The sequence below is a fragment of the Achromobacter pestifer genome (assembly GCF_013267355.1).
Lineage (GTDB): Bacteria > Pseudomonadota > Gammaproteobacteria > Burkholderiales > Burkholderiaceae_B > Achromobacter > Achromobacter pestifer_A.
Genome location: NZ_CP053985.1, coordinates 5631283 through 5648130, shown reverse-complemented (window position 1 = coordinate 5648130; position 16848 = coordinate 5631283). Strand labels below are relative to the sequence as shown.

General features: G+C 64.2%; 18 protein-coding genes. 15 read left to right on the top strand and 3 right to left on the bottom strand.

Features of this window, described 5'->3' with window-relative positions:
• Positions 1 to 10: 10 nt before the first annotated feature.
• The 12 genes from FOC84_RS26720 (at position 11) to FOC84_RS26665 (ending at position 11752) form a co-directional block, all read left to right on the top strand.
• Positions 11 to 220, top strand: a complete 210-nt coding sequence (locus tag FOC84_RS26720; RefSeq protein WP_173147573.1) for a DUF7661 family protein — start codon at positions 11 to 13, stop codon at positions 218 to 220.
• A gap of 273 nt (positions 221 to 493) precedes the next feature.
• Positions 494 to 721: a hypothetical protein gene (locus tag FOC84_RS26715; RefSeq protein ID WP_173147571.1), complete on the top strand. Its 228-nt coding sequence runs from the start codon at positions 494 to 496 to the stop codon at positions 719 to 721.
• Between the two features lie 84 nt (positions 722 to 805).
• Positions 806 to 1063 carry a hypothetical protein gene (locus tag FOC84_RS26710; protein WP_173147569.1) on the top strand — a complete coding sequence of 86 codons (258 nt, stop codon included), beginning with the start codon at positions 806 to 808 and terminating at the stop codon, positions 1061 to 1063.
• A 225-nt stretch (positions 1064 to 1288) separates the two neighbouring features.
• Complete coding sequence (locus FOC84_RS26705) at positions 1289 to 2266, top strand: LysR family transcriptional regulator (protein ID WP_173147567.1); 978 nt, start codon at positions 1289 to 1291, stop codon at positions 2264 to 2266.
• Positions 2263 to 3732: a flavin-containing monooxygenase gene (locus FOC84_RS26700; protein ID WP_173147565.1), complete on the top strand. Its 1470-nt coding sequence runs from the start codon at positions 2263 to 2265 to the stop codon at positions 3730 to 3732. Before FOC84_RS26705 ends, FOC84_RS26700 begins: the two co-directional genes overlap by 4 nt.
• Positions 3729 to 4703, top strand: a complete 975-nt coding sequence (locus FOC84_RS26695; protein ID WP_173147563.1) for an ABC transporter permease — start codon at positions 3729 to 3731, stop codon at positions 4701 to 4703. The genes FOC84_RS26700 and FOC84_RS26695 overlap by 4 nt, the downstream gene beginning before the upstream one ends.
• On the top strand, positions 4700 to 5614 hold the full coding sequence (locus tag FOC84_RS26690) for an ABC transporter permease (protein WP_173147558.1): 915 nt from the start codon (positions 4700 to 4702) through the stop codon (positions 5612 to 5614). Before FOC84_RS26695 ends, FOC84_RS26690 begins: the two co-directional genes overlap by 4 nt.
• Positions 5611 to 6618, top strand: a complete 1008-nt coding sequence (locus FOC84_RS26685) for an ABC transporter ATP-binding protein (protein ID WP_173147556.1) — start codon at positions 5611 to 5613, stop codon at positions 6616 to 6618. The genes FOC84_RS26690 and FOC84_RS26685 overlap by 4 nt, the downstream gene beginning before the upstream one ends.
• On the top strand, positions 6615 to 7628 hold the full coding sequence (locus FOC84_RS26680; protein ID WP_173147554.1) for an ABC transporter ATP-binding protein: 1014 nt from the start codon (positions 6615 to 6617) through the stop codon (positions 7626 to 7628). Before FOC84_RS26685 ends, FOC84_RS26680 begins: the two co-directional genes overlap by 4 nt.
• 65 nt (positions 7629 to 7693) lie before the next feature.
• Positions 7694 to 9265, top strand: a complete 1572-nt coding sequence (locus FOC84_RS26675) for an ABC transporter substrate-binding protein (RefSeq protein WP_173147552.1) — start codon at positions 7694 to 7696, stop codon at positions 9263 to 9265.
• Positions 9266 to 9268: 3 nt separating this feature from the next.
• The gene (locus FOC84_RS26670) at positions 9269 to 10564 is read left to right on the top strand and encodes an acyl-CoA thioesterase/bile acid-CoA:amino acid N-acyltransferase family protein (RefSeq protein ID WP_173147550.1); all 1296 of its coding nucleotides are present in this window, start codon (positions 9269 to 9271) and stop codon (positions 10562 to 10564) included.
• 18 nt (positions 10565 to 10582) lie between these two features.
• The gene (locus FOC84_RS26665; RefSeq protein ID WP_173147548.1) at positions 10583 to 11752 is read left to right on the top strand and encodes a CMD domain protein; all 1170 of its coding nucleotides are present in this window, start codon (positions 10583 to 10585) and stop codon (positions 11750 to 11752) included.
• A gap of 87 nt (positions 11753 to 11839) precedes the next feature.
• Here the strand turns inward: FOC84_RS26665 and FOC84_RS26660 are convergent, their stop codons facing one another.
• Positions 11840 to 12469 (bottom strand): LysE family translocator, encoded by a 630-nt coding sequence (locus FOC84_RS26660; RefSeq protein ID WP_173147546.1) that lies wholly within the window; start codon positions 12467 to 12469, stop codon positions 11840 to 11842.
• 34 nt (positions 12470 to 12503) lie between these two features.
• Complete coding sequence (locus tag FOC84_RS26655; protein ID WP_173150420.1) at positions 12504 to 12908, bottom strand: VOC family protein; 405 nt, start codon at positions 12906 to 12908, stop codon at positions 12504 to 12506.
• A 230-nt stretch (positions 12909 to 13138) separates the two neighbouring features.
• On the opposite strand from FOC84_RS26655, the gene FOC84_RS26650 reads away from it, so the two are divergent.
• Both FOC84_RS26650 and FOC84_RS26645 read left to right on the top strand, forming a co-directional pair.
• Entirely contained in the window at positions 13139 to 13999 is an 861-nt protein-coding gene (locus FOC84_RS26650; protein WP_173147544.1) for a class I SAM-dependent methyltransferase, read from the top strand.
• A gap of 264 nt (positions 14000 to 14263) precedes the next feature.
• A complete protein-coding gene (locus tag FOC84_RS26645; RefSeq protein ID WP_254241792.1) occupies positions 14264 to 14680 on the top strand; it encodes a hypothetical protein in 417 nt (138 codons plus the stop codon).
• A gap of 329 nt (positions 14681 to 15009) precedes the next feature.
• On the opposite strand, the gene FOC84_RS26640 is transcribed toward FOC84_RS26645, so the two are convergent.
• Positions 15010 to 16209, bottom strand: a complete 1200-nt coding sequence (locus FOC84_RS26640) for a HEPN/Toprim-associated domain-containing protein (RefSeq protein ID WP_173147542.1) — start codon at positions 16207 to 16209, stop codon at positions 15010 to 15012.
• A 163-nt stretch (positions 16210 to 16372) separates the two neighbouring features.
• Between FOC84_RS26640 and FOC84_RS26635 the strand changes: the two genes are divergently transcribed.
• Complete coding sequence (locus FOC84_RS26635; RefSeq protein WP_173147540.1) at positions 16373 to 16555, top strand: hypothetical protein; 183 nt, start codon at positions 16373 to 16375, stop codon at positions 16553 to 16555.
• The last annotated feature ends 293 nt before the right edge of the window (positions 16556 to 16848 follow it).

The window sequence follows — 16848 nt, the reverse complement described above, 5'->3', positions numbered from 1 at the left end:
CGGGACATCGATGAAATTCGACATCTACGGCAGGTTTCAGCTGGACGTCCAGCGCGAGGGCGGGGTGTGGACGGCGTACCGTTCGGATGCCGGCAAGCGCGTGCGGGCTGCGGACCTTGCCATTCCTGCCGATGTGCCCGCGGACGCGCTGGCCGAGTACCTGGATGACATCTATCACGAGCTGTCCGGTCCGGGCGACCGGATTGCGCGTATCGGCTAGGACAGCTGGACTACTCCTCTTCGCCATAGCCGAAAGGCCAACGGCGCTTGTTCGGCTCGGGCGCGGGTTGCTGACTGTGCATGACGGGCTCCTGAGGTTCGATGGCCGAATACTACCGGGATCCGCTAAATCGAACTGCAAAGGTTCGCAAAGGTTGCGGCAGCAGCCCCATCCACGTTTCTAACACAAGGTAGCCGCAGCCCACATCGGGGCTAAAACGTATGCCATTTGGTGTGGCGGCGCGTAGGATTGAACGCGTATGGGGAGACCGCCATGCCAGATAACTGGATTTGCGGCAGCGAGCCGCCGGATCGCCAGGGATTCTTCGAGACCCAATTCAACACTGGCGAGACCGAAGTCACGATGTACTCCGTATTGGGCTGGATGCCGCCGGCGTACCGAGGCTACGTCGTCAGATGGCGGCTGCTGGAACCTGCGGTGGAACAGGCGGAGGTCGAGCGCTACTTGTATTACCGCCGCGAGGGGCGCGGGCATTCGTGAGTCAAGGAAGTCCCATCCCGATGGCGGCGGCCGGGGCCGAGTGCTAGGCTTGGAGTTGTCTGCCACTGTCATTGGAGACCTCTCATGCCCGAATTCATTGAAGCGAACCTTGACACGCTGTTCACCCTGGCCCAGAGCCGTACCGAAAGCTATCTACGAACGGCCGAAACCCAGATCGACGCGGTTTTCGGCGGTGGCTACGCCCGCGAGCATCCGGAATTGATCGCAGCCTTCATGAAGACCGCGTCCGACGAATTCACGCGCACCGCCACGGCGAAAGTCCTGCAAAACCTCGGGTACGCCTTGGACTCGGTCGCAGACGCATTGCGCACCCGGACCTGAGCATTTTCCCGAGTCACTTCCGCGTTCGCAGGTGACCACGCCCGCAGGCTCTCCGCCAGTCAGAAGCTGGCGGCTGAGTTCCGTGCGCCCTAAGCCCTTGAAATAACTACCAGTTATGAAATTCCCTGATGAAAACCCCATCAGGGAATTTACTTATGCGCTTTAATTATTTGCAAAGCGCATACTTGCCGGGCAAGAATTCGTCCTTGGTATAGATCAATACAGATGGAACTTCGTCAACTAGAGGCCTTCGCGGCCGTCATGTCCACGGGCAGCGTCACCGCTGCCGGCCGGCTGCTCGGACGCTCGCAGCCGGCGATCAGCCGGTTGTTGCAGGAACTGGAAGCCGAGATCGGCTATCCCTTGTTTGCGCGCAGCGGCCCGCGCGTGACACCTACCGAGCAGGGCTTCCTGCTGTATGACGACGTCGAGCGCGCGCTGGCGAGTCTGCGGCAGATCCGCAACCGCGCCGACGAGATCGCCCGCGGCCAGGCCCAGCCGCTGCTGATGGCCGCCACTTCCGCCCTGGCGGCGGGGCTGGTTCCCGAAGCGCTCAAGCGCATCGAAGACCAGGTCGGCGCCGCGCGCATTCAATTGCGCAGCGCCTCGCCCGAACGCGTGGTGCACGCCGTGCTGTCGGGCGCCGCGCAACTGGGCGCGACCAGCCTGCCGCTGGAACATCGCGGCCTGACGGTGCACTGGATCGGGCAAGCCCCCTGTGTGGTCGCGCTGCCGGAAAACGATCCGCTGGCGCAACAAGCCGTGGTGCCAGTCGCCGCACTGGCCGGACGCCGCCTGATCACGATGGCCAACCCCTACCGCCTGCGCCGCCGTCTGGACGCCGCGCTGGCGCAGAACGCCCAGACGCTGGGCACCATGGAAACCAATTCGTCCGTCAACGCCCTGGCCGCCGTGCGCGCCGGACTGGGCGTGTCGGTGCTGGAACCGATCACCGCCTACGGCGCTCCCATGCCGGGCGTGGCGATCCGTCCCATCGACCTGGACATTCCCTTTTTCTTCGGGGTCATCACCCCGCAGTCGCAAACGCTGACGCCGGCCTGCCAGGCCATGGCGGACGCGCTCGCCCAAGCCGCCGCGGCCCTGCTGCCCGGCTTCGCCCTGCATGACGCCGCCGAGCATTCGGCGCTCTTGCAGTCGATCTATGGCGACGACGCCCCTCTTACGGAATCCCCTGCTATATGAATCAGCCCCTAGCCACTCCGCCGCAAGGTTTAGCCGCGCTGGAAGCGCGCTTGCGGCAAGACCTGTCCTGGCTGGAAATCCCCGCCAAGAACTGGGTCACGCCCCGCCTCGTCGACGGCCAGCCGGTGCTGGACGTGGCCATCATCGGCGGCGGCATGGCCGGCCTGGCCGCGGCCGCCTCGCTCAAGCACCTGGGCATCAACGCCCCGATCTTCGACCAGGCGCCCGAAGGCTATGAAGGCCCCTGGGCCACCACCGCCCGCATGGAAACCCTGCGTTCGCCCAAGCAGCTGACCGGCCCCGCGCTGGGCCTGCCGGCGCTGACCTTCCGCGCCTGGTTCGAGGTGCAGTTCGGCTCCGAAGCCTGGGAAGCGCTGGACAAGATTCCGCGCCTGCAATGGATGGACTACCTGCGCTGGTACCGCCGCGCGCTGGACCTGGACCTGAGGAACGAGCACCGCATCCTGGCCGTGCTGCCGCGCGCCGACCAGCTGGTGCAGCTGGACATCGAATCCCCCGCCGGACGCAGCACGGTGTTGGCGCGCCGCGTGGTGCTGGCCACCGGCCGCGACGGCCTGGGCGGCGCCTATGTGCCTGATTTTGCGAAGAAGTTGCCGCGCGACCGCTGGGCGCATTCGTCCGACGTGATGGACTACAACACCCTGGCCGGCAAGCGCGTCGGCGTGGTGGGCGCGGGCGCGTCGGCCATGGACAGCGCGGGCACCGCGCTGGAAGCCGGCGCCGCCAGCGTGGACCTGCTGATCCGCCGCAACGACATTCCGCGCATCAACAAGGGCAAGGGCGCGGGCAACCCCGGTCTGACCCACGGCCACCTGACCCTACCCGACGAATGGAAGTGGAAGATCCGCCACTACATCAACGCCGCCCAGGTGCCGCCACCGCGCGGCAGCACGCAGCGCGTGTCGCGCCACCCCAACGCCCGTTTCAACCTGGGCGCCGGCGTGCAGGACCTGGCATTGGTGGGCGATGAAATCCACGTCACCACGCCCAAGGGCGTGTTCGTACTGGACTTCCTGATCTTCTCCACGGGCTTCCGCATCGACTGGACCGTGCGTCCGGAATTCGCCGCGCTGGCGCCGCACGTGCGCGCCTGGGGCGACCGCTATACGCCGGCCGCCGGCGAGGAAGACCAGGAATTGCATGACTCGCCCGACCTGGGCGCGGTGTTCGAGCTTCAGGAAAAAACCCCGGGCGCCTGTCCCGGCCTGGACCGCGTGCATTGCTTCTCCTACCCCGCCGCGCTGACGCAGGGCACGATCTCGGGCGACATTCCGGCCATCAGCGAAGGCGCCAAGCGCCTGGCGCAAGGCATCGCCGGCCTGTTCTACCGCGAGGACGTGGAGACGCACTACGCCAATATGGAAGCGTTCTCCGAACCGGAAGTGTTCGGCGATGAATGGGTACCAGCCCCGACGCCAGCCCCGCAATCGGAGACCGCGCAATGACAGGTTGGTTGCTGCGCCGCGTGGCGCAAGCCGCGGTGGTCGTCCTGTTGATGACGCTGATCGTCTTCGTGGGCCTGCACGCCATCGGCAATCCGGTGGACATCCTGATCGGCCAGGACGTGGACCAGGTGGACCGCGCCCGCATCATCGCCGAGCTGGGCCTGGACAAACCGCTGTGGGAACAATACCTGGCGTTCCTGAACGGCGCCCTGCATGGCAATCTGGGCAATAGCTTCGTCTACAACATCCCGGCCGTGGAACTGGTGATCCAGCGCCTGCCGGCGACTTTCGAACTGGCCATCGCCGCGATGATGCTGGCCGTGACCGTGGGCCTGCCGCTGGGCCTGTACGCGGGCCTGTATCCGGACAGCCGGTTCTCCAAGATGATCATGGCGGGCAGCATCGTCGGCTTTTCGCTGCCGACGTTCTGGATCGCGCTGATGCTGATCATGACGTTCAGCGTGTCGCTGGGCTGGCTGCCGGCCAGCGGCCGCGGCGAAACGGTGGAGTTCCTGGGCTTCCAGTGGTCCTGGCTGACGGCAGACGGCTGGCGCCACCTGATCCTGCCGGCGTTCAACCTGTCGCTGTTCAAGATATCCCTGGTGATCCGCCTGACCCGCGCCGGCGTGCGCGACGTGCTGCCGCTGGACTTCGTGAAGTTCGCGCGCGCCAAGGGCCTGTCGCCCATGCGCGTGGTCTGTGTGCACGTGTTGCGCAACACCATGATTCCGCTGGTGACGGTGCTGGGCCTGGAGCTGGGCTCCACCATCGCCTTCGCCGTGGTCACGGAAAGCATCTTCGCCTGGCCCGGCGCCGGCAAGCTGATCCTGGACAGCCTGAACGCGCTGGACCGCCCCGTCATCGTGGCCTACCTGATCGTGGTGGTGTGCCTGTTCGTGACCCTGAACCTGATCGTGGACATTCTTTATAAAGTGCTGGACCCGCGGGTGCGGCTGGAGGCCTCGGCATGAGCGCCGTATCGACGAACCCCACTCCCGCGCTGCGCCGCGAATCGCCGTGGCGGCGCAACCTGGCCGAGTTCATGTCGTCCAAGACGGCAGTGCTGGGCCTGGCTGTCGCCACCCTGCTGATCCTGGCCGCCGTGCTGGCGCCCTGGATCGCGCCGCAGAACCCGTATGACCTGCTGCAGATCGACGTGCTGGACGCGCGCCTGCCGCCGGGCAGCATGAACGGGCTGGACACCTTCCACTATTGGCTGGGCACCGACGGCCAGGGCCGCGATCTGCTCTCGGGCATTCTGTACGGCCTGCGCATCAGCCTGATCGTGGGCGTGGGCTCGGCCGTCATCGCCGGCATCATCGGCACACTGCTGGGTCTCTTGGCCGCCTACGCCGGCGGCAAGACCGACGCGATCATCATGCGTCTGGTCGACCTGATCCTGTCGTTCCCGTCCATCCTCGTGGCCATGATGATCCTGGCCTATCTGGGCAAGGGCGTGGGCAACGTGGTGCTGACGCTGGTGATCCTGGAATGGGCCTACTACGCCCGCACCGCGCGCGGCCAGGCCCTGGTCGAGCGCCGCCGCGAATACGTGGAAGCGGCCCGCTGCCTGGACATCCCCAACTGGCGCATCATGTTGAAGCACATCCTGCCCAACTGCCTGCCGCCGCTGATCGTCATCGGCACCTTGCAGATCGCGCGCGCCATCACGCTGGAGGCCACCCTGAGCTTCCTAGGCCTGGGCGTGCCCGTGACCGAACCGTCGCTGGGGTTGCTGATCTCCAACGGCTTCCAGACCATGCTGTCCGGCGAATACTGGATCAGTTTCTACCCCGGCATCGCGCTGCTGGTCACCATCGTGGCGATCAACCTGGTGGGCGACCGCCTGCGCGACGTGCTGAACCCGAGGACCCACAAATGAGCGCCGACCGCGACAACGCCGGCGCGCCGACGCTGGAGGTGCGCAACCTGCGCACCCACTTCCATACCCGCGCGGGCGTGCTGCCTGCCGTGGACGACGTTTCCTTCACCTTGGAACGCGGCAAGATCCTGGGCCTGGTCGGCGAGTCCGGCTCGGGCAAGTCCGTCACGGGCTTCTCCATCATGGGCCTGGTCGACGCCCCCGGCCGCATCGTCGGCGGCGAAGTGCTGTTCCAGGGCCGCGACCTGACCAAGCTGGCGCCGCGCGAACTGCGCAAGCTGCAAGGCAACCGCATCGCCATGATCTTCCAGGATCCGATGATGACGCTGAACCCCGTGCTGCGGGTCGACGCGCAAATGATCGAGACCGTGCGCGCCCACAACAAGATGAGCGTGGCCCAGGCCCGCGCCCTGTCGCGCGACACCCTGGGCATGATGGGCATTCCCAGCCCCGAAGAGCGGCTGCTGGCCTATCCGCATCAGCTGTCCGGCGGCATGCGCCAGCGCGTGGCCATCGCGATTGCCATGCTGCACCGGCCCGACCTGATCATCGCCGACGAACCCACCACCGCGCTGGACGTCACCATCCAGGCGCAAATCCTGTCCGAAGTGCAGAAGCTCGCGCAGCAGCACGGCACCAGCCTGATCTGGATCACCCACGACCTGTCCGTGGTGGCCGGCCTGGCCGACGACGTGGCCGTCATGTACGCCGGCCGCATCGTCGAGCACGGCACCGTCGACGACGTGCTGGACCGCCCGCAACACCCCTACACCGTGGGCCTGATCGACAGCCTGCCCAGCAACAACCGGCGCGGCCAGCGCCTGCGCCAGATTCCCGGCATGACGCCCAACCTGCTCAACCTGCCCGCGGGCTGTGCCTTCGCGGCGCGCTGCCCGCGCGCCACCGCCGCCTGTGGCCAGCAACCCGGCATCACCCAAGCCCTGCCCGAACACAAAGTGCGCTGCTTCCACCCCACGATCCAGACCAGCGAGGCGATGGCATGAGCACGACTGCCCCTACCCCGCTGATTGATCTCAGCCAAGTCAGCAAGCGTTTCGGCGAACGCCCCACCGGCCCCGCGGTGCGCGCCATGCAACGCCTGGGCCTGTCCAAGCCGCCCGCCGTGACCCGCGCGGTCGACAACGTGGACCTGATCGTCAACCCCGGCGAAGTGGTCGGCCTGGTCGGCGAATCTGGCTGCGGCAAGTCCACGCTGGGCCGCATCGCGGCCGGCCTGCTCACGCCCTCCGGCGGCGAGATCCGCATCAACGGCGTGCGCCCGGCCGACATGAACTCGGCCCAGGCCCATGCCGCGCGCCTGCAAGTGCAGATGATTTTCCAGGACCCCTACGCCAGCCTCAACCCGCGCCTGCGCGTGGACGAGATCGTGGGCGAAGCGGCCCGCATCCATGGCCTGGTCGGCAACGGCGACTTCGACGACTACGTCAGCGCCCAGCTGGAGCGCGCCGGCCTGGACCCCGCGCTGCGCCAGCGCTATCCGCACCAGTTCAGCGGCGGCCAGCGCCAGCGCATCGGCATCGCCCGCGCCCTGGCCGTGCAGCCGAACATGCTGGTGTGCGACGAAGCCGTGGCCGCGCTGGACGTGTCGATCCAGGCGCAGATCCTGAACCTTTTCATGGACCTGCGCGAAGACCTGGGCTTGACCTATCTCTTCATCAGCCATGACCTGGGCGTGGTCGAGCACCTGTCCGACCGCGTCGTGATCATGTACCTGGGCCGCGTGGTGGAAACGGCCACGGTGGAAGAAGTGTTCCGCCACCCCAACCACCCGTACACGCAAGCCCTGCTGGCCGAGATCCCCACCCTGAAGTCGCGCCACAAGATCTTTACCGCGATCAAGGGCGAGATCCCCAGCCCGCTGAATCCGCCCGGCGGCTGCCATTTCCATCCGCGCTGCCCGCATGCGATGCCGCGCTGCAAGACCGAGGTTCCCACGCTGAAGGGAATCGCCATCAACCACCTGAGCGCCTGTCACCTGAACGACATGGCGTGAACCCAGCCGCCGCGCCGCGGCTCCCGGATTAACCGCTAGTTCCCCCTATACCAAGGACTCCGAACATGAAACGCCTGATTCTCACCACCCTGACCGCCGCCATCCTCGGCGCTTCTGCCGCCGCGTCCGCCGACGACCTGTCCATCGGCTTCGCCGACCCGCTGTCGTCCCTGGACCCGCAGCTGAACAACCACGCCGGCGACCGCTCGGTGGCCCTGCACTTCTGGGACCTGTTGATCGAGAACAAGTGGAACAAGCTGCAGCCCGGCCTGGCCGTCAGCTGGAAGCCGCTGGACGACAAGACCTGGGAATTCAAGCTGCGCGAAGGCGTCAAGTGGCAGGACGGCACGCCCTTCACCGCCGACGACCTGATCTACTCCTACACCCGCGCGCGCGCCGTGCCGGGCAGCGTGGCCACCTATGCCGGCTACCTGCGCACCATCGACACGATGACCGCCAAGGATCCGCTGACCCTGATCATCAAGACCAAGGCCCCCAACCCCGACCTGCCGCTGAACCTGGCCTCCGTGCACGTGGTCAGCAAGCACGTCGGTGAAAAGTCCACCACCGAAGACTACAACTCGGGCAAGGCCATGGTCGGCACCGGCCCCTACAAGTTCGTGTCCTACACCCCCGGCGACCGCGTCATCATGGAACGCAACGACGGCTACTGGGGCGACAAGCAGATCTGGGACAAGGTCAACTACCGCTACATCAACAACGCCGCCGCCCGCACTGCCGCGCTGCTAGCGGGCGACGTGGACGTGATCGACAAGGTCTCGGTATCCGACCTGGCCAAGCTGCAAAAGGCCCCCAACGTGTCGGTCTACCCCTACGACGGCCTGCGCGTCATGATCCTGCAGCCCAGCTTCAACCCCGCGCCCAACCAGTACATCACCGACAACAACGGCAAACCGCTGGACAAGAACCCGCTGCTGGACGTGCGCGTGCGCCAGGCCCTGAACCTGGCCATCAACCGCAAGGCCATCGCCGACCGCATCCTGCAAGGCGCCGCCACCGAAGCCAACCAGTGGATGCCCAAGGGCACCATCGGCTACAACCCCGACGTCAAGGACATCCCCAACGACGTCGCCCAGGCCAAGAAGCTGCTGGCCGAAGCCGGCTACCCGGACGGCTTCAAGCTGACCATGCACGTGCCCAACGACCGCTACCCGCAAGGCCCGGAAACCGCCCAGGCCGTGGCGCAGTTCTGGACCCGCGCCGGCATCAAGACCCAGGTGGAAGTCGTGCCATGGGCCGTGTACTCGGGCCGCGCCAACAAGAACGAATTCGCGGTCAGCATGCTGGCCTGGGGCAACGGCACCGGCGAAGGCAGCTACGCGCTGGTCAACATCCTGGCCACCGCCGACGCCAAGAAGGGCCTGGGCGCGTCCAACTGGGGCCGCTACAGCAACCCCAAGGTCGACGCCGCGCTGGAACAATCCACCTCGGAATTCGACGTGGCCAAGCGTGAAGCCGTCCTGCGCGACTCCGTCAAGATCGTGTCCGACGACGTGGCCATCATCCCGCTGTTCCACTACAAGAACATCTGGGCCACCAAGAAAGGCCTGAAGGTCACCCCCATGACCAGCGACCGCACCGCCGCCATGATGGTCACCAAGGACGCGGGCAAGTAAGCCATGACGCCCACCCTCACCATCACCCCGGCCGTCGACCTGATCGACGTGCCGCGCCAGATCCGGGTCGAACACGTCGCGCCCGGCCAGACGGTGGAGATCACCGCCCTGACCCGCCGCAACGGCGTGCTCTGGCAAAGCCAGGCCGCCTTCGTGGCCGGCGCGGACGGCACGGTCGACCTGGGCCGTGACGCGCCCGTGTCCGGCGATTACACCGGCGTGGCGCCCATGGGCCTGGTCTGGTCGCAGTCCCCCGTGGACTCGTCCAGCCGCGAACACTTCAACCACCCGGTGACCGACGCCCTGGTCACCGACGTGGTGGCGCGCGCCGCCGGCGCGCAGGCCCAGGCCAGCTTCACCCAGCGCCTGGCGGCTGACGGCGTCACCCGACAGGACGTGCGCGAAGAAGGCCTGGTCGGCACGCTGTACCTGCCGCCCGGCCCCGGCCCGTTCCCCGCCGTCATGATCCTGAACGGCTCCGGCGGCGGCATCAACGAACCGCGCGCGGCGCTCTACGCATCGCGCGGTTACGCCGCCTTCGCGCTGGCCTACTTCAAGGCGCCGGGCCTGTCGGACTACATCTCCAACACCCCGCTGGAATACTTCCAGACCGGCCTGCGCTGGCTGCGCAAGAAGGTCAGCCCCAAGCACGACTTCGTCGCCATCAGCGGCCAGTCGCGCGGCGGCGAGCTGGTACTGCTGCTAGGAGCCACCTTCCCCGAGGAAGTCTCGGCCGTGGTCGCCTACGTGCCTGGCGCCGTGGTCCACAGCGGCCAGAACGCCTGCGATCCCAAGATCGGCCGCGAAGGCCCCACGTGGCTACTGGGCGGCAAGCCCATCCCCCACGTCTGGGAAAACAATCGCACCGCCACCTGGGCGCCCTTCGACGAAGGCCCCTCGCCGCACCGCCACGAGAAGGCCATCCTCACCGCCCTGCAAGACCCCGACGCCGTGGCCCGCGCCCGCATCAAGGTCGAAGACATCCAGGGCCCCGTCATGCTGCTGTCCGGCACCGACGACGGCTCCTGGCCGTCCAGCATCTATTCCAAGATGGTGCAGGACAAGCTGGCCCAGGTGAACCACCCCTACCCGGTCGAGTGGCTGGACTACGAGAACGGCGGGCACTCCATCCTGTTCCCCTACGTGCCCACCACCCAGCTCGTCTATGCCCACCCCGTGTCCGGCAAGATCAGCACCAGCGGCGGCAACCCCAAGGACAACGCCCGCGCCGACCAGGAATCCTGGGAAGGCGTGAAGCAGTTCCTCGACGCCGCTGTCGCAGCGCGCGCCGCCAAGTAAAGCATCAAGGAGATCCGCATGGCTGAACCCATCGTCTACAACGTCACGGACGACCTCGTCGACCGCCTGATCGGCCTGGCCCCGGGCGTCAAGACCTACGAAGTGCGCCACTACCGCGAGAAAGTCGCCGCCGCCACCCAAGGCAGCTACGACGCCCTGTTCGACCCCGCGCTGCCCGGCCTGTCCCTGGCCGAGCGCCTGCTGGTCGCGCTGTACGCCACCCGCATCACCCCGTCGCCGCTGCTGGCCGCGCACTACCGCGCCCGCCTGGCCGACGCTGGCGCCACCCCGGCCGACATCGCCGTCGCCGAATCCGGCAAGCCGTCCGACGCCGCCACCCCGCGCCTGGCCGCCATCCTGGAATTCACGCGCAAGCTGATCGAGAAGCCCGTCGAGGGCGACGAAGCCGCTCTCAAGACTCTGCCCGCCGCCGGCGTCTCCACGCCCGCCGTGGTCACGCTGTCCCAGCTCGTTGCCTTCCTGTCCTACCAGGTCCGCCTTGTTGCCGGCCTGGAAGCCATGAAGGCCCTGGAAGGCCAGCCCGAGCGCGCCGCAGGCACCCCGCCCGCGCCCTTCCCCGCCAACACCGCCGCCACCGCGCCGGGCGCCGTCATCAAGGCCCACGGCTTCACCAACGAATCGCTGGAATGGAAGGCCTGGCTAGACGTCGTCAACGTCGAAACCGCCACGCCCGAACAGGTCGCCGTCCTGGAAGAAAGCCACCCCAAGGCCAAGGTCTCGGACTACTACCTGTTCCTGGTGCATCAGCCGGAAATCCTGCGCCAGCGCTCCACGGCGTTCAACGCCATCATGTACGCACCGGGCGGCCTGTCGCGCGCCGAGCGCGAACTGGGTTCGACCTACGTGTCGCGCATCAACGGCTGCGTGTACTGCGCGTCCGTGCATGCCCAGCGCTTTGAGCAACTGGCCAAGCGCAATGAGGTCATTGCTCAGGTGTTCGAGGATCCCGCCACCGCCGGCACCACGGCGCGAGAACTCGCCATCGGCAAGTTCTCGATCCAGATCACCGAAGCGCCTGCCGCGGTGAACGCCGACAGCATCCAGGCCCTGAAGGATGCGGGCTTGAACGAAGGCGAGATCCTGGATCTGCTGCATTCGGATGCGATCTTCGCCTGGGCGAATCGCCTGATGCTGAACCTGGGTGAGCCGGTTTTCCCGCAGGCTTGATCCTGCGGCGTCCGGCCGCTTGCGTGCCGGACGCTTTGCCTGGGCTACGTCATCGCCGACCAGTGTCGGCGATGACAAGCCGCTATATCAACGTTGCCAAGTCAGCAGCTTGACGCCCGCAACGCCAAACACCACAGCCACCGTCCCTTCGATCCAACGCCGCAGCCTGACGTAAAGGGCAATCATTGGCGCGGTCGAGAAGGCGATCGCATAGCCGCCGAACACCATGACGCCGAGCAACGCGCAACCGCCAATGATCGCGGGCAAGGTGCCGTCCGACGCGCTCTCCCCCAGCCCCAGCGACATGATCGCCATCCAGGCCAGCACCGCCTTCGGATTGCCGATATGCATGAGCACACCCTGGCGGTAGAGCGCCCGATAGCGCGGCGTCGCACGACCTGTTTGCACGTTCACGAAGCCGGAGCCCCGCTTCAGCGCCGACCTGCCGGTGCGGAACGCCAGATAGAGCAGATAGACTCCGCCCACCATCTTTATGATGAGAAGCGCCTGGGCGGAAGCCGCCAGCACGGCGGAAATGCCTGTCGCCGCCAGGGTCGCCCAGAACAACGAGCCAGTAATAACGCCCGCCGCCAGCGCAAGGGCCGGCACACGGCCGTCACGCATCGCCGTTGCCATGATCGCCATATTGCTGGGTCCGGGGCTGGCCGTGGCAATCAGATAAGTGCCGTACACAAGAGCAAGCTGACTCACGAGCATTTGCGTTTCTCCAGGGACGTCGGGCCCCTCCGCCTTACAGCGGGAGGTCTCCGCGATGAACGATATGGACCTTGTTGCCGTCAGGATCGCGCAGATACGCGCCGAAGTAGCCGTCACCATAATGAGGACGTACGCCCGGCGCCCCTTCGTCCGTCCCGCCCTGCGCCAGCCCGCCCGCGTGGGCCGAGCTCACCGCTTCCTGCGTAGGCGCCAGAAAAGCCACCATGCTGCCATTGCCCACCGTCGCCGGCTCGCCATCGTAGGGCATGTAGACGTAGAAGCGCGGCAGCAGCGCCTGACCGGTCACCCAGCAAAGCGCCAAGGGCCCGCCATCCGGCGTGACAACCCGACGCTTCAGTCCAAGCGGAAGCAACACCGCGTCATAAAAACGGCCCGCGCGTTCAAGATCACGCGTCCCGACAGTGATATGGCTGAACATTTGACGACTCTCCATGCGCCCGCCCTGATGGTCAGGCGCTTTCAGAAATGCATGACATGCCTCAATCGCATCGGGCATGTTACTCGCATGCCAGATAACCTGGATCGCAAAATACTGCACAGTCCAGGGCCGGTTTTCCCGGTTCGCCAGCGTCGGCGGCGTTTTCGTTAAACTGACGCTTTCCGCCTACTTATGCGCCCCGCCCATCGCGGGGCGCATTGCCTTACCCCATGTCCGACAAAACCCACGACATCCGCCCCGGCCAGTCGATCGAACTGCTCAAGGCCCTGCACATCCTGACCCGCGACGGCAAGATGAACCAGGACAGCCGCCGCAAACTCAAACAGGTCTACCACCTGTTCCAGTTCATCGAACCTCTGCTCAAAGACGTCCAACAACAACGCGGCGCCGTCACCCTGGCCGACCACGGCGCGGGCAAGTCGTACCTGGGCTTCATCCTGTACGACCTGTTCTTCAAGGAACAGCCCGAGGCGCTCGCGAACGGCTCTCACATCTACGGCATAGAAACCCGCGAAGAGCTGGTGAAGTCGTCGGAAGAACTGGCCAAGCGGCTGGGGTTTGACGGCATGTCGTTCCTGAACCTGTCGGTGGCTGATTCGATCACGTCGGACAAGTTGCCCGCCACGATCGATGTGGTCACCGCCCTGCACGCCTGCAACACGGCCACCGACGACGCGATTCATTTCGCGTTGGAGAAGAAGGCCAAATACATCGTCGTCGTGCCCTGCTGCCAGGCGGAAGTGGCGTCGGTGCTGCGCAAGAACAAGGCAAAGGCGCTGGCTGATCCGCTGGCTGAGATTTGGCGGCATCCGCTGCATACGCGGGAGTTTGGGAGCCAGATCACGAATGTGCTGCGGTGCTTGCAGCTGGAAGCGCATGGGTATCAGGTCAGCGTGACCGAGCTGGTGGGATGGGAGCATTCGATGAAGAATGAGCTCATCATCGCGCAGTACAAGGATTTGCCGCGCAGGAAGGCGGCTGAGCGGCTGACGGAAATGCTGGATAGGATTGGGTTGCAGGAATTGAAGGATCGGTTCTTCGTGCCGAAACCTGCAGAGGCGGCGGCGTAAGCGCCTGTCGTGCTTCATGCCGCAGCGTCAGCATCCGTGCGTGCCGTAGTCTTCTGCCAGATCCACCGTATGACACGGTGAACGCCATTCAAGCAGCCTTCCCCACGACATGTCCTCTCGCCCGCGCAAGGTCGCCCCTGAGCAGACTACGCTGCTAACAGCGGCCTTCCCAGCGCGACTGCGAGCCGAAGTGGCACATATCGCCGAGGAGATCTGCCCCTCGGTCATGTGCGGCCGCGGATTGTCCGTCATCGTGCAGGACCGTTGACGCTGCCCTATCGCGTTCAGCATGGGGGCAGCGACTCCTTGTCCTCCAAGCTGGACGAACCCCAGGCCCTGATCTACGCGTGCATACAGACACGCCATCATGACGGTCACGTACGCCAGCGCCAAATTGAGCGACTGGCCGGGGCATCCGAGCCTTGGGTTGTACCGTTCATGGTGCAGCTCTGCAGCGAATACGTCGTTGAAATCCTGCAGGACGTCGAGGCACGCTTGCCCTTGCTGGACAAGCACGTCTATGGAACGGTTCTTCGAGGCAATCCGGCCTTTCTGGATCTGGCGCAGCAACGCATGATCAGCTACTGGGATTGCTACTACCGGCGGCGCTGGTTCAGAAGTGAAACCTATGTCGGGTTTCGCTTGTTCAAGCAGTTTCGCGACTGGCAAGTCTCTGGCTAAGGCCTCGCGAGCTGAAAGCCTCGGTCCGTGGATCAATTGCCAGAACTGCGGCGCAACCGATCGGATGAGTTCTTGTTCAAGCGCTTCGCTTCGTCTTCCGCGTAGTCTTCCTCGCCTTCTTCGTACTTGCCTTCATACATGCAGCTGCTGCGGTTCCATCCGCACTCGCCGCCTAAGGAGCAACCTGAGCTCAAGGCGGCAAGGAACAAGAGGATGCTGCAACGGCCTAATCTTTGAATCGACATATCGCTCCCTGGTGATCGGGGTAGTGTACGGGATGGAGATGACGACTAGCCCCATCGGGCTTCTGCGTCATTGCCATCGACGGATCACCAATTCTCCTCGGTTGGGAAAATCACTCTGTTCATGGCACTCTCTGCAATGAGGTGCTCCCACAGTACATAGAGCTTTTTGGTCTGGTAGGTGTCCATTCGATTGAATTGGTCACGGAAGGCCCGGATATAGTCGTCCTTTCGCACCAGCTCACCTTGGTAGGATTTCAGCTTCTCGTTGTAGTTTTTCCATCGCACGATGGGGTCGGAATCGATGACACTCAAGTCGAGAAAACACTCGATTGAACAAGCCCTGCCGTTAATATCTTCGACAGCATTACCGGATGGACCGATGGTCCTAAATTGACTGAACTCTGACAACACGGGAAGTGTTGTTGCTTTGACGTTCGGTGACAGGTCCAACGAAACTATGGTCTCGAGCGCCCATCTTCCCGCCGTATCGTTGTCGAGCACGATAAGCATGTGCCCCGAGTATCCAATGCGTGCGAGCCCCTTGCAGAAGGTCACTAGGTTTCCAACACCGGGGAATGGGTTGCCATCCTTCATGTCGATGAAATCGAAAAAGTCGGCTATATCTGGATATAGATGCTGCAGACTTCGCTTCAGGACATGCACGTCCGAAGAGCCTTCCGTGACGATCATGCACCGTTGCGCGCCGCAGCCGGGGACGATTTCATCGGGAGAAACCCAGCCGCCTTCGATGATGTCCGCGTACTCCCATCGTATTGGGAGGTTCTCCAACTCTGGAATCTCCGCCAGCACCCGCAACACGACATATGTGTCTAGCGACACGCCGAAGGTCCCCATGACGACACTATCGAAATCCAAATAGGGGCCATCCACTTCCCACGGCAATGATCGCAAAAACTCACTTAACTGCTCGAAAACCGCGCTTGGTCGAGTATTTTCGTCTTCACCAAATGTGCTTTGCAGCCAGCTGCGACAGGCTTCGAGGGTATATCCGAGAATTTCAAGTCGCGGTTTAATTCGACCCAGCGACCTACACAGACATGGCTTCTCCTCAATGATTTCTTCATCGCTGTCGCTGCCGATGTATCTATACGGACCTACCGCTTCGTCACCGCTCTGAAACAGCACACCGTGGTTTGTGTACCCGCGATTCTTGCCCCAATCAATATGGATGCATCCGGCACTAAGATGGACCATCGATCCCATGACCACCCCCGTCAATGAATAGGGTGGAGATTTTATCCGGCCAGAACGCGTCCAGGGCATTGCATGACGATATCCTTCAACAATAATTATGGACCCCTCGTGCCAACGAAATCGCGGCCTGGGAGCATCCATCAACGAAAAGTCATCGAGTTTTTTAGCTGCTTGAACCTTTCTCTGACAAGTGGCTGGACGCACAACACACTAACGCAGCAGAGGAGTGCCAATGGACGAAGTATTCGAGGTGATCACAGACGTCGCAGAGATATCGAGGCTAAACGAGCAACTCGCGAAGCAATTGCACGCGGCCCTCCACTACGATGAGACCCGTGAAATGGCCTCGCCAGCCGGTCGTCGCACCGGCAAGGTGTACTTCGAAGCGGCGGCTGGCTCCAGCGTTCGGGCCTAAACTCCAGTGTCAGACTACAATTTCGCTGCCAGAATAGTAAGTTTGACAACTTTTTGGGGGGCCTGCGTGTGAATGAATTGGCTTCGCGCGCTCTTAAAGCTATATTTTGGCCAGCAATGCGGAGTGCATTACGTTAGAAAATTCCTGAACTGGAGAGAGCATGTCTGCGACTCGAAATATCGTATCAAGCTTCCGTTATGAAGTAGCAGTAGGGACACGAACTTGCGATGCGAGCTCAAAACACCAGATCATGGCAGGCGAAAGACATTTCGCATATGATCAAGTGCCAGGAA

Excerpts from the sequence above, each read along its gene's own strand:
- FOC84_RS26720 (WP_173147573.1), top strand. The coding sequence starts at position 11 with ATGAAATTCGACATCTACGGCAGGTTTCAGCTGGACGTCCAGCGCGAG.
- FOC84_RS26715 (WP_173147571.1), top strand. The coding sequence starts at position 494 with ATGCCAGATAACTGGATTTGCGGCAGCGAGCCGCCGGATCGCCAGGGA.
- FOC84_RS26710 (WP_173147569.1), top strand. The coding sequence starts at position 806 with ATGCCCGAATTCATTGAAGCGAACCTTGACACGCTGTTCACCCTGGCC.
- FOC84_RS26705 (WP_173147567.1), top strand. The coding sequence starts at position 1,289 with ATGGAACTTCGTCAACTAGAGGCCTTCGCGGCCGTCATGTCCACGGGC.
- FOC84_RS26700 (WP_173147565.1), top strand. The coding sequence starts at position 2,263 with ATGAATCAGCCCCTAGCCACTCCGCCGCAAGGTTTAGCCGCGCTGGAA.
- FOC84_RS26695 (WP_173147563.1), top strand. The coding sequence starts at position 3,729 with ATGACAGGTTGGTTGCTGCGCCGCGTGGCGCAAGCCGCGGTGGTCGTC.
- FOC84_RS26690 (WP_173147558.1), top strand. The coding sequence starts at position 4,700 with ATGAGCGCCGTATCGACGAACCCCACTCCCGCGCTGCGCCGCGAATCG.
- FOC84_RS26685 (WP_173147556.1), top strand. The coding sequence starts at position 5,611 with ATGAGCGCCGACCGCGACAACGCCGGCGCGCCGACGCTGGAGGTGCGC.
- FOC84_RS26680 (WP_173147554.1), top strand. The coding sequence starts at position 6,615 with ATGAGCACGACTGCCCCTACCCCGCTGATTGATCTCAGCCAAGTCAGC.
- FOC84_RS26675 (WP_173147552.1), top strand. The coding sequence starts at position 7,694 with ATGAAACGCCTGATTCTCACCACCCTGACCGCCGCCATCCTCGGCGCT.
- FOC84_RS26670 (WP_173147550.1), top strand. The coding sequence starts at position 9,269 with ATGACGCCCACCCTCACCATCACCCCGGCCGTCGACCTGATCGACGTG.
- FOC84_RS26665 (WP_173147548.1), top strand. The coding sequence starts at position 10,583 with ATGGCTGAACCCATCGTCTACAACGTCACGGACGACCTCGTCGACCGC.
- FOC84_RS26660 (WP_173147546.1), bottom strand. The coding sequence starts at position 12,469 with ATGCTCGTGAGTCAGCTTGCTCTTGTGTACGGCACTTATCTGATTGCC.
- FOC84_RS26655 (WP_173150420.1), bottom strand. The coding sequence starts at position 12,908 with ATGTTCAGCCATATCACTGTCGGGACGCGTGATCTTGAACGCGCGGGC.
- FOC84_RS26650 (WP_173147544.1), top strand. The coding sequence starts at position 13,139 with ATGTCCGACAAAACCCACGACATCCGCCCCGGCCAGTCGATCGAACTG.
- FOC84_RS26640 (WP_173147542.1), bottom strand. The coding sequence starts at position 16,209 with ATGCCCTGGACGCGTTCTGGCCGGATAAAATCTCCACCCTATTCATTG.
- FOC84_RS26635 (WP_173147540.1), top strand. The coding sequence starts at position 16,373 with ATGGACGAAGTATTCGAGGTGATCACAGACGTCGCAGAGATATCGAGG.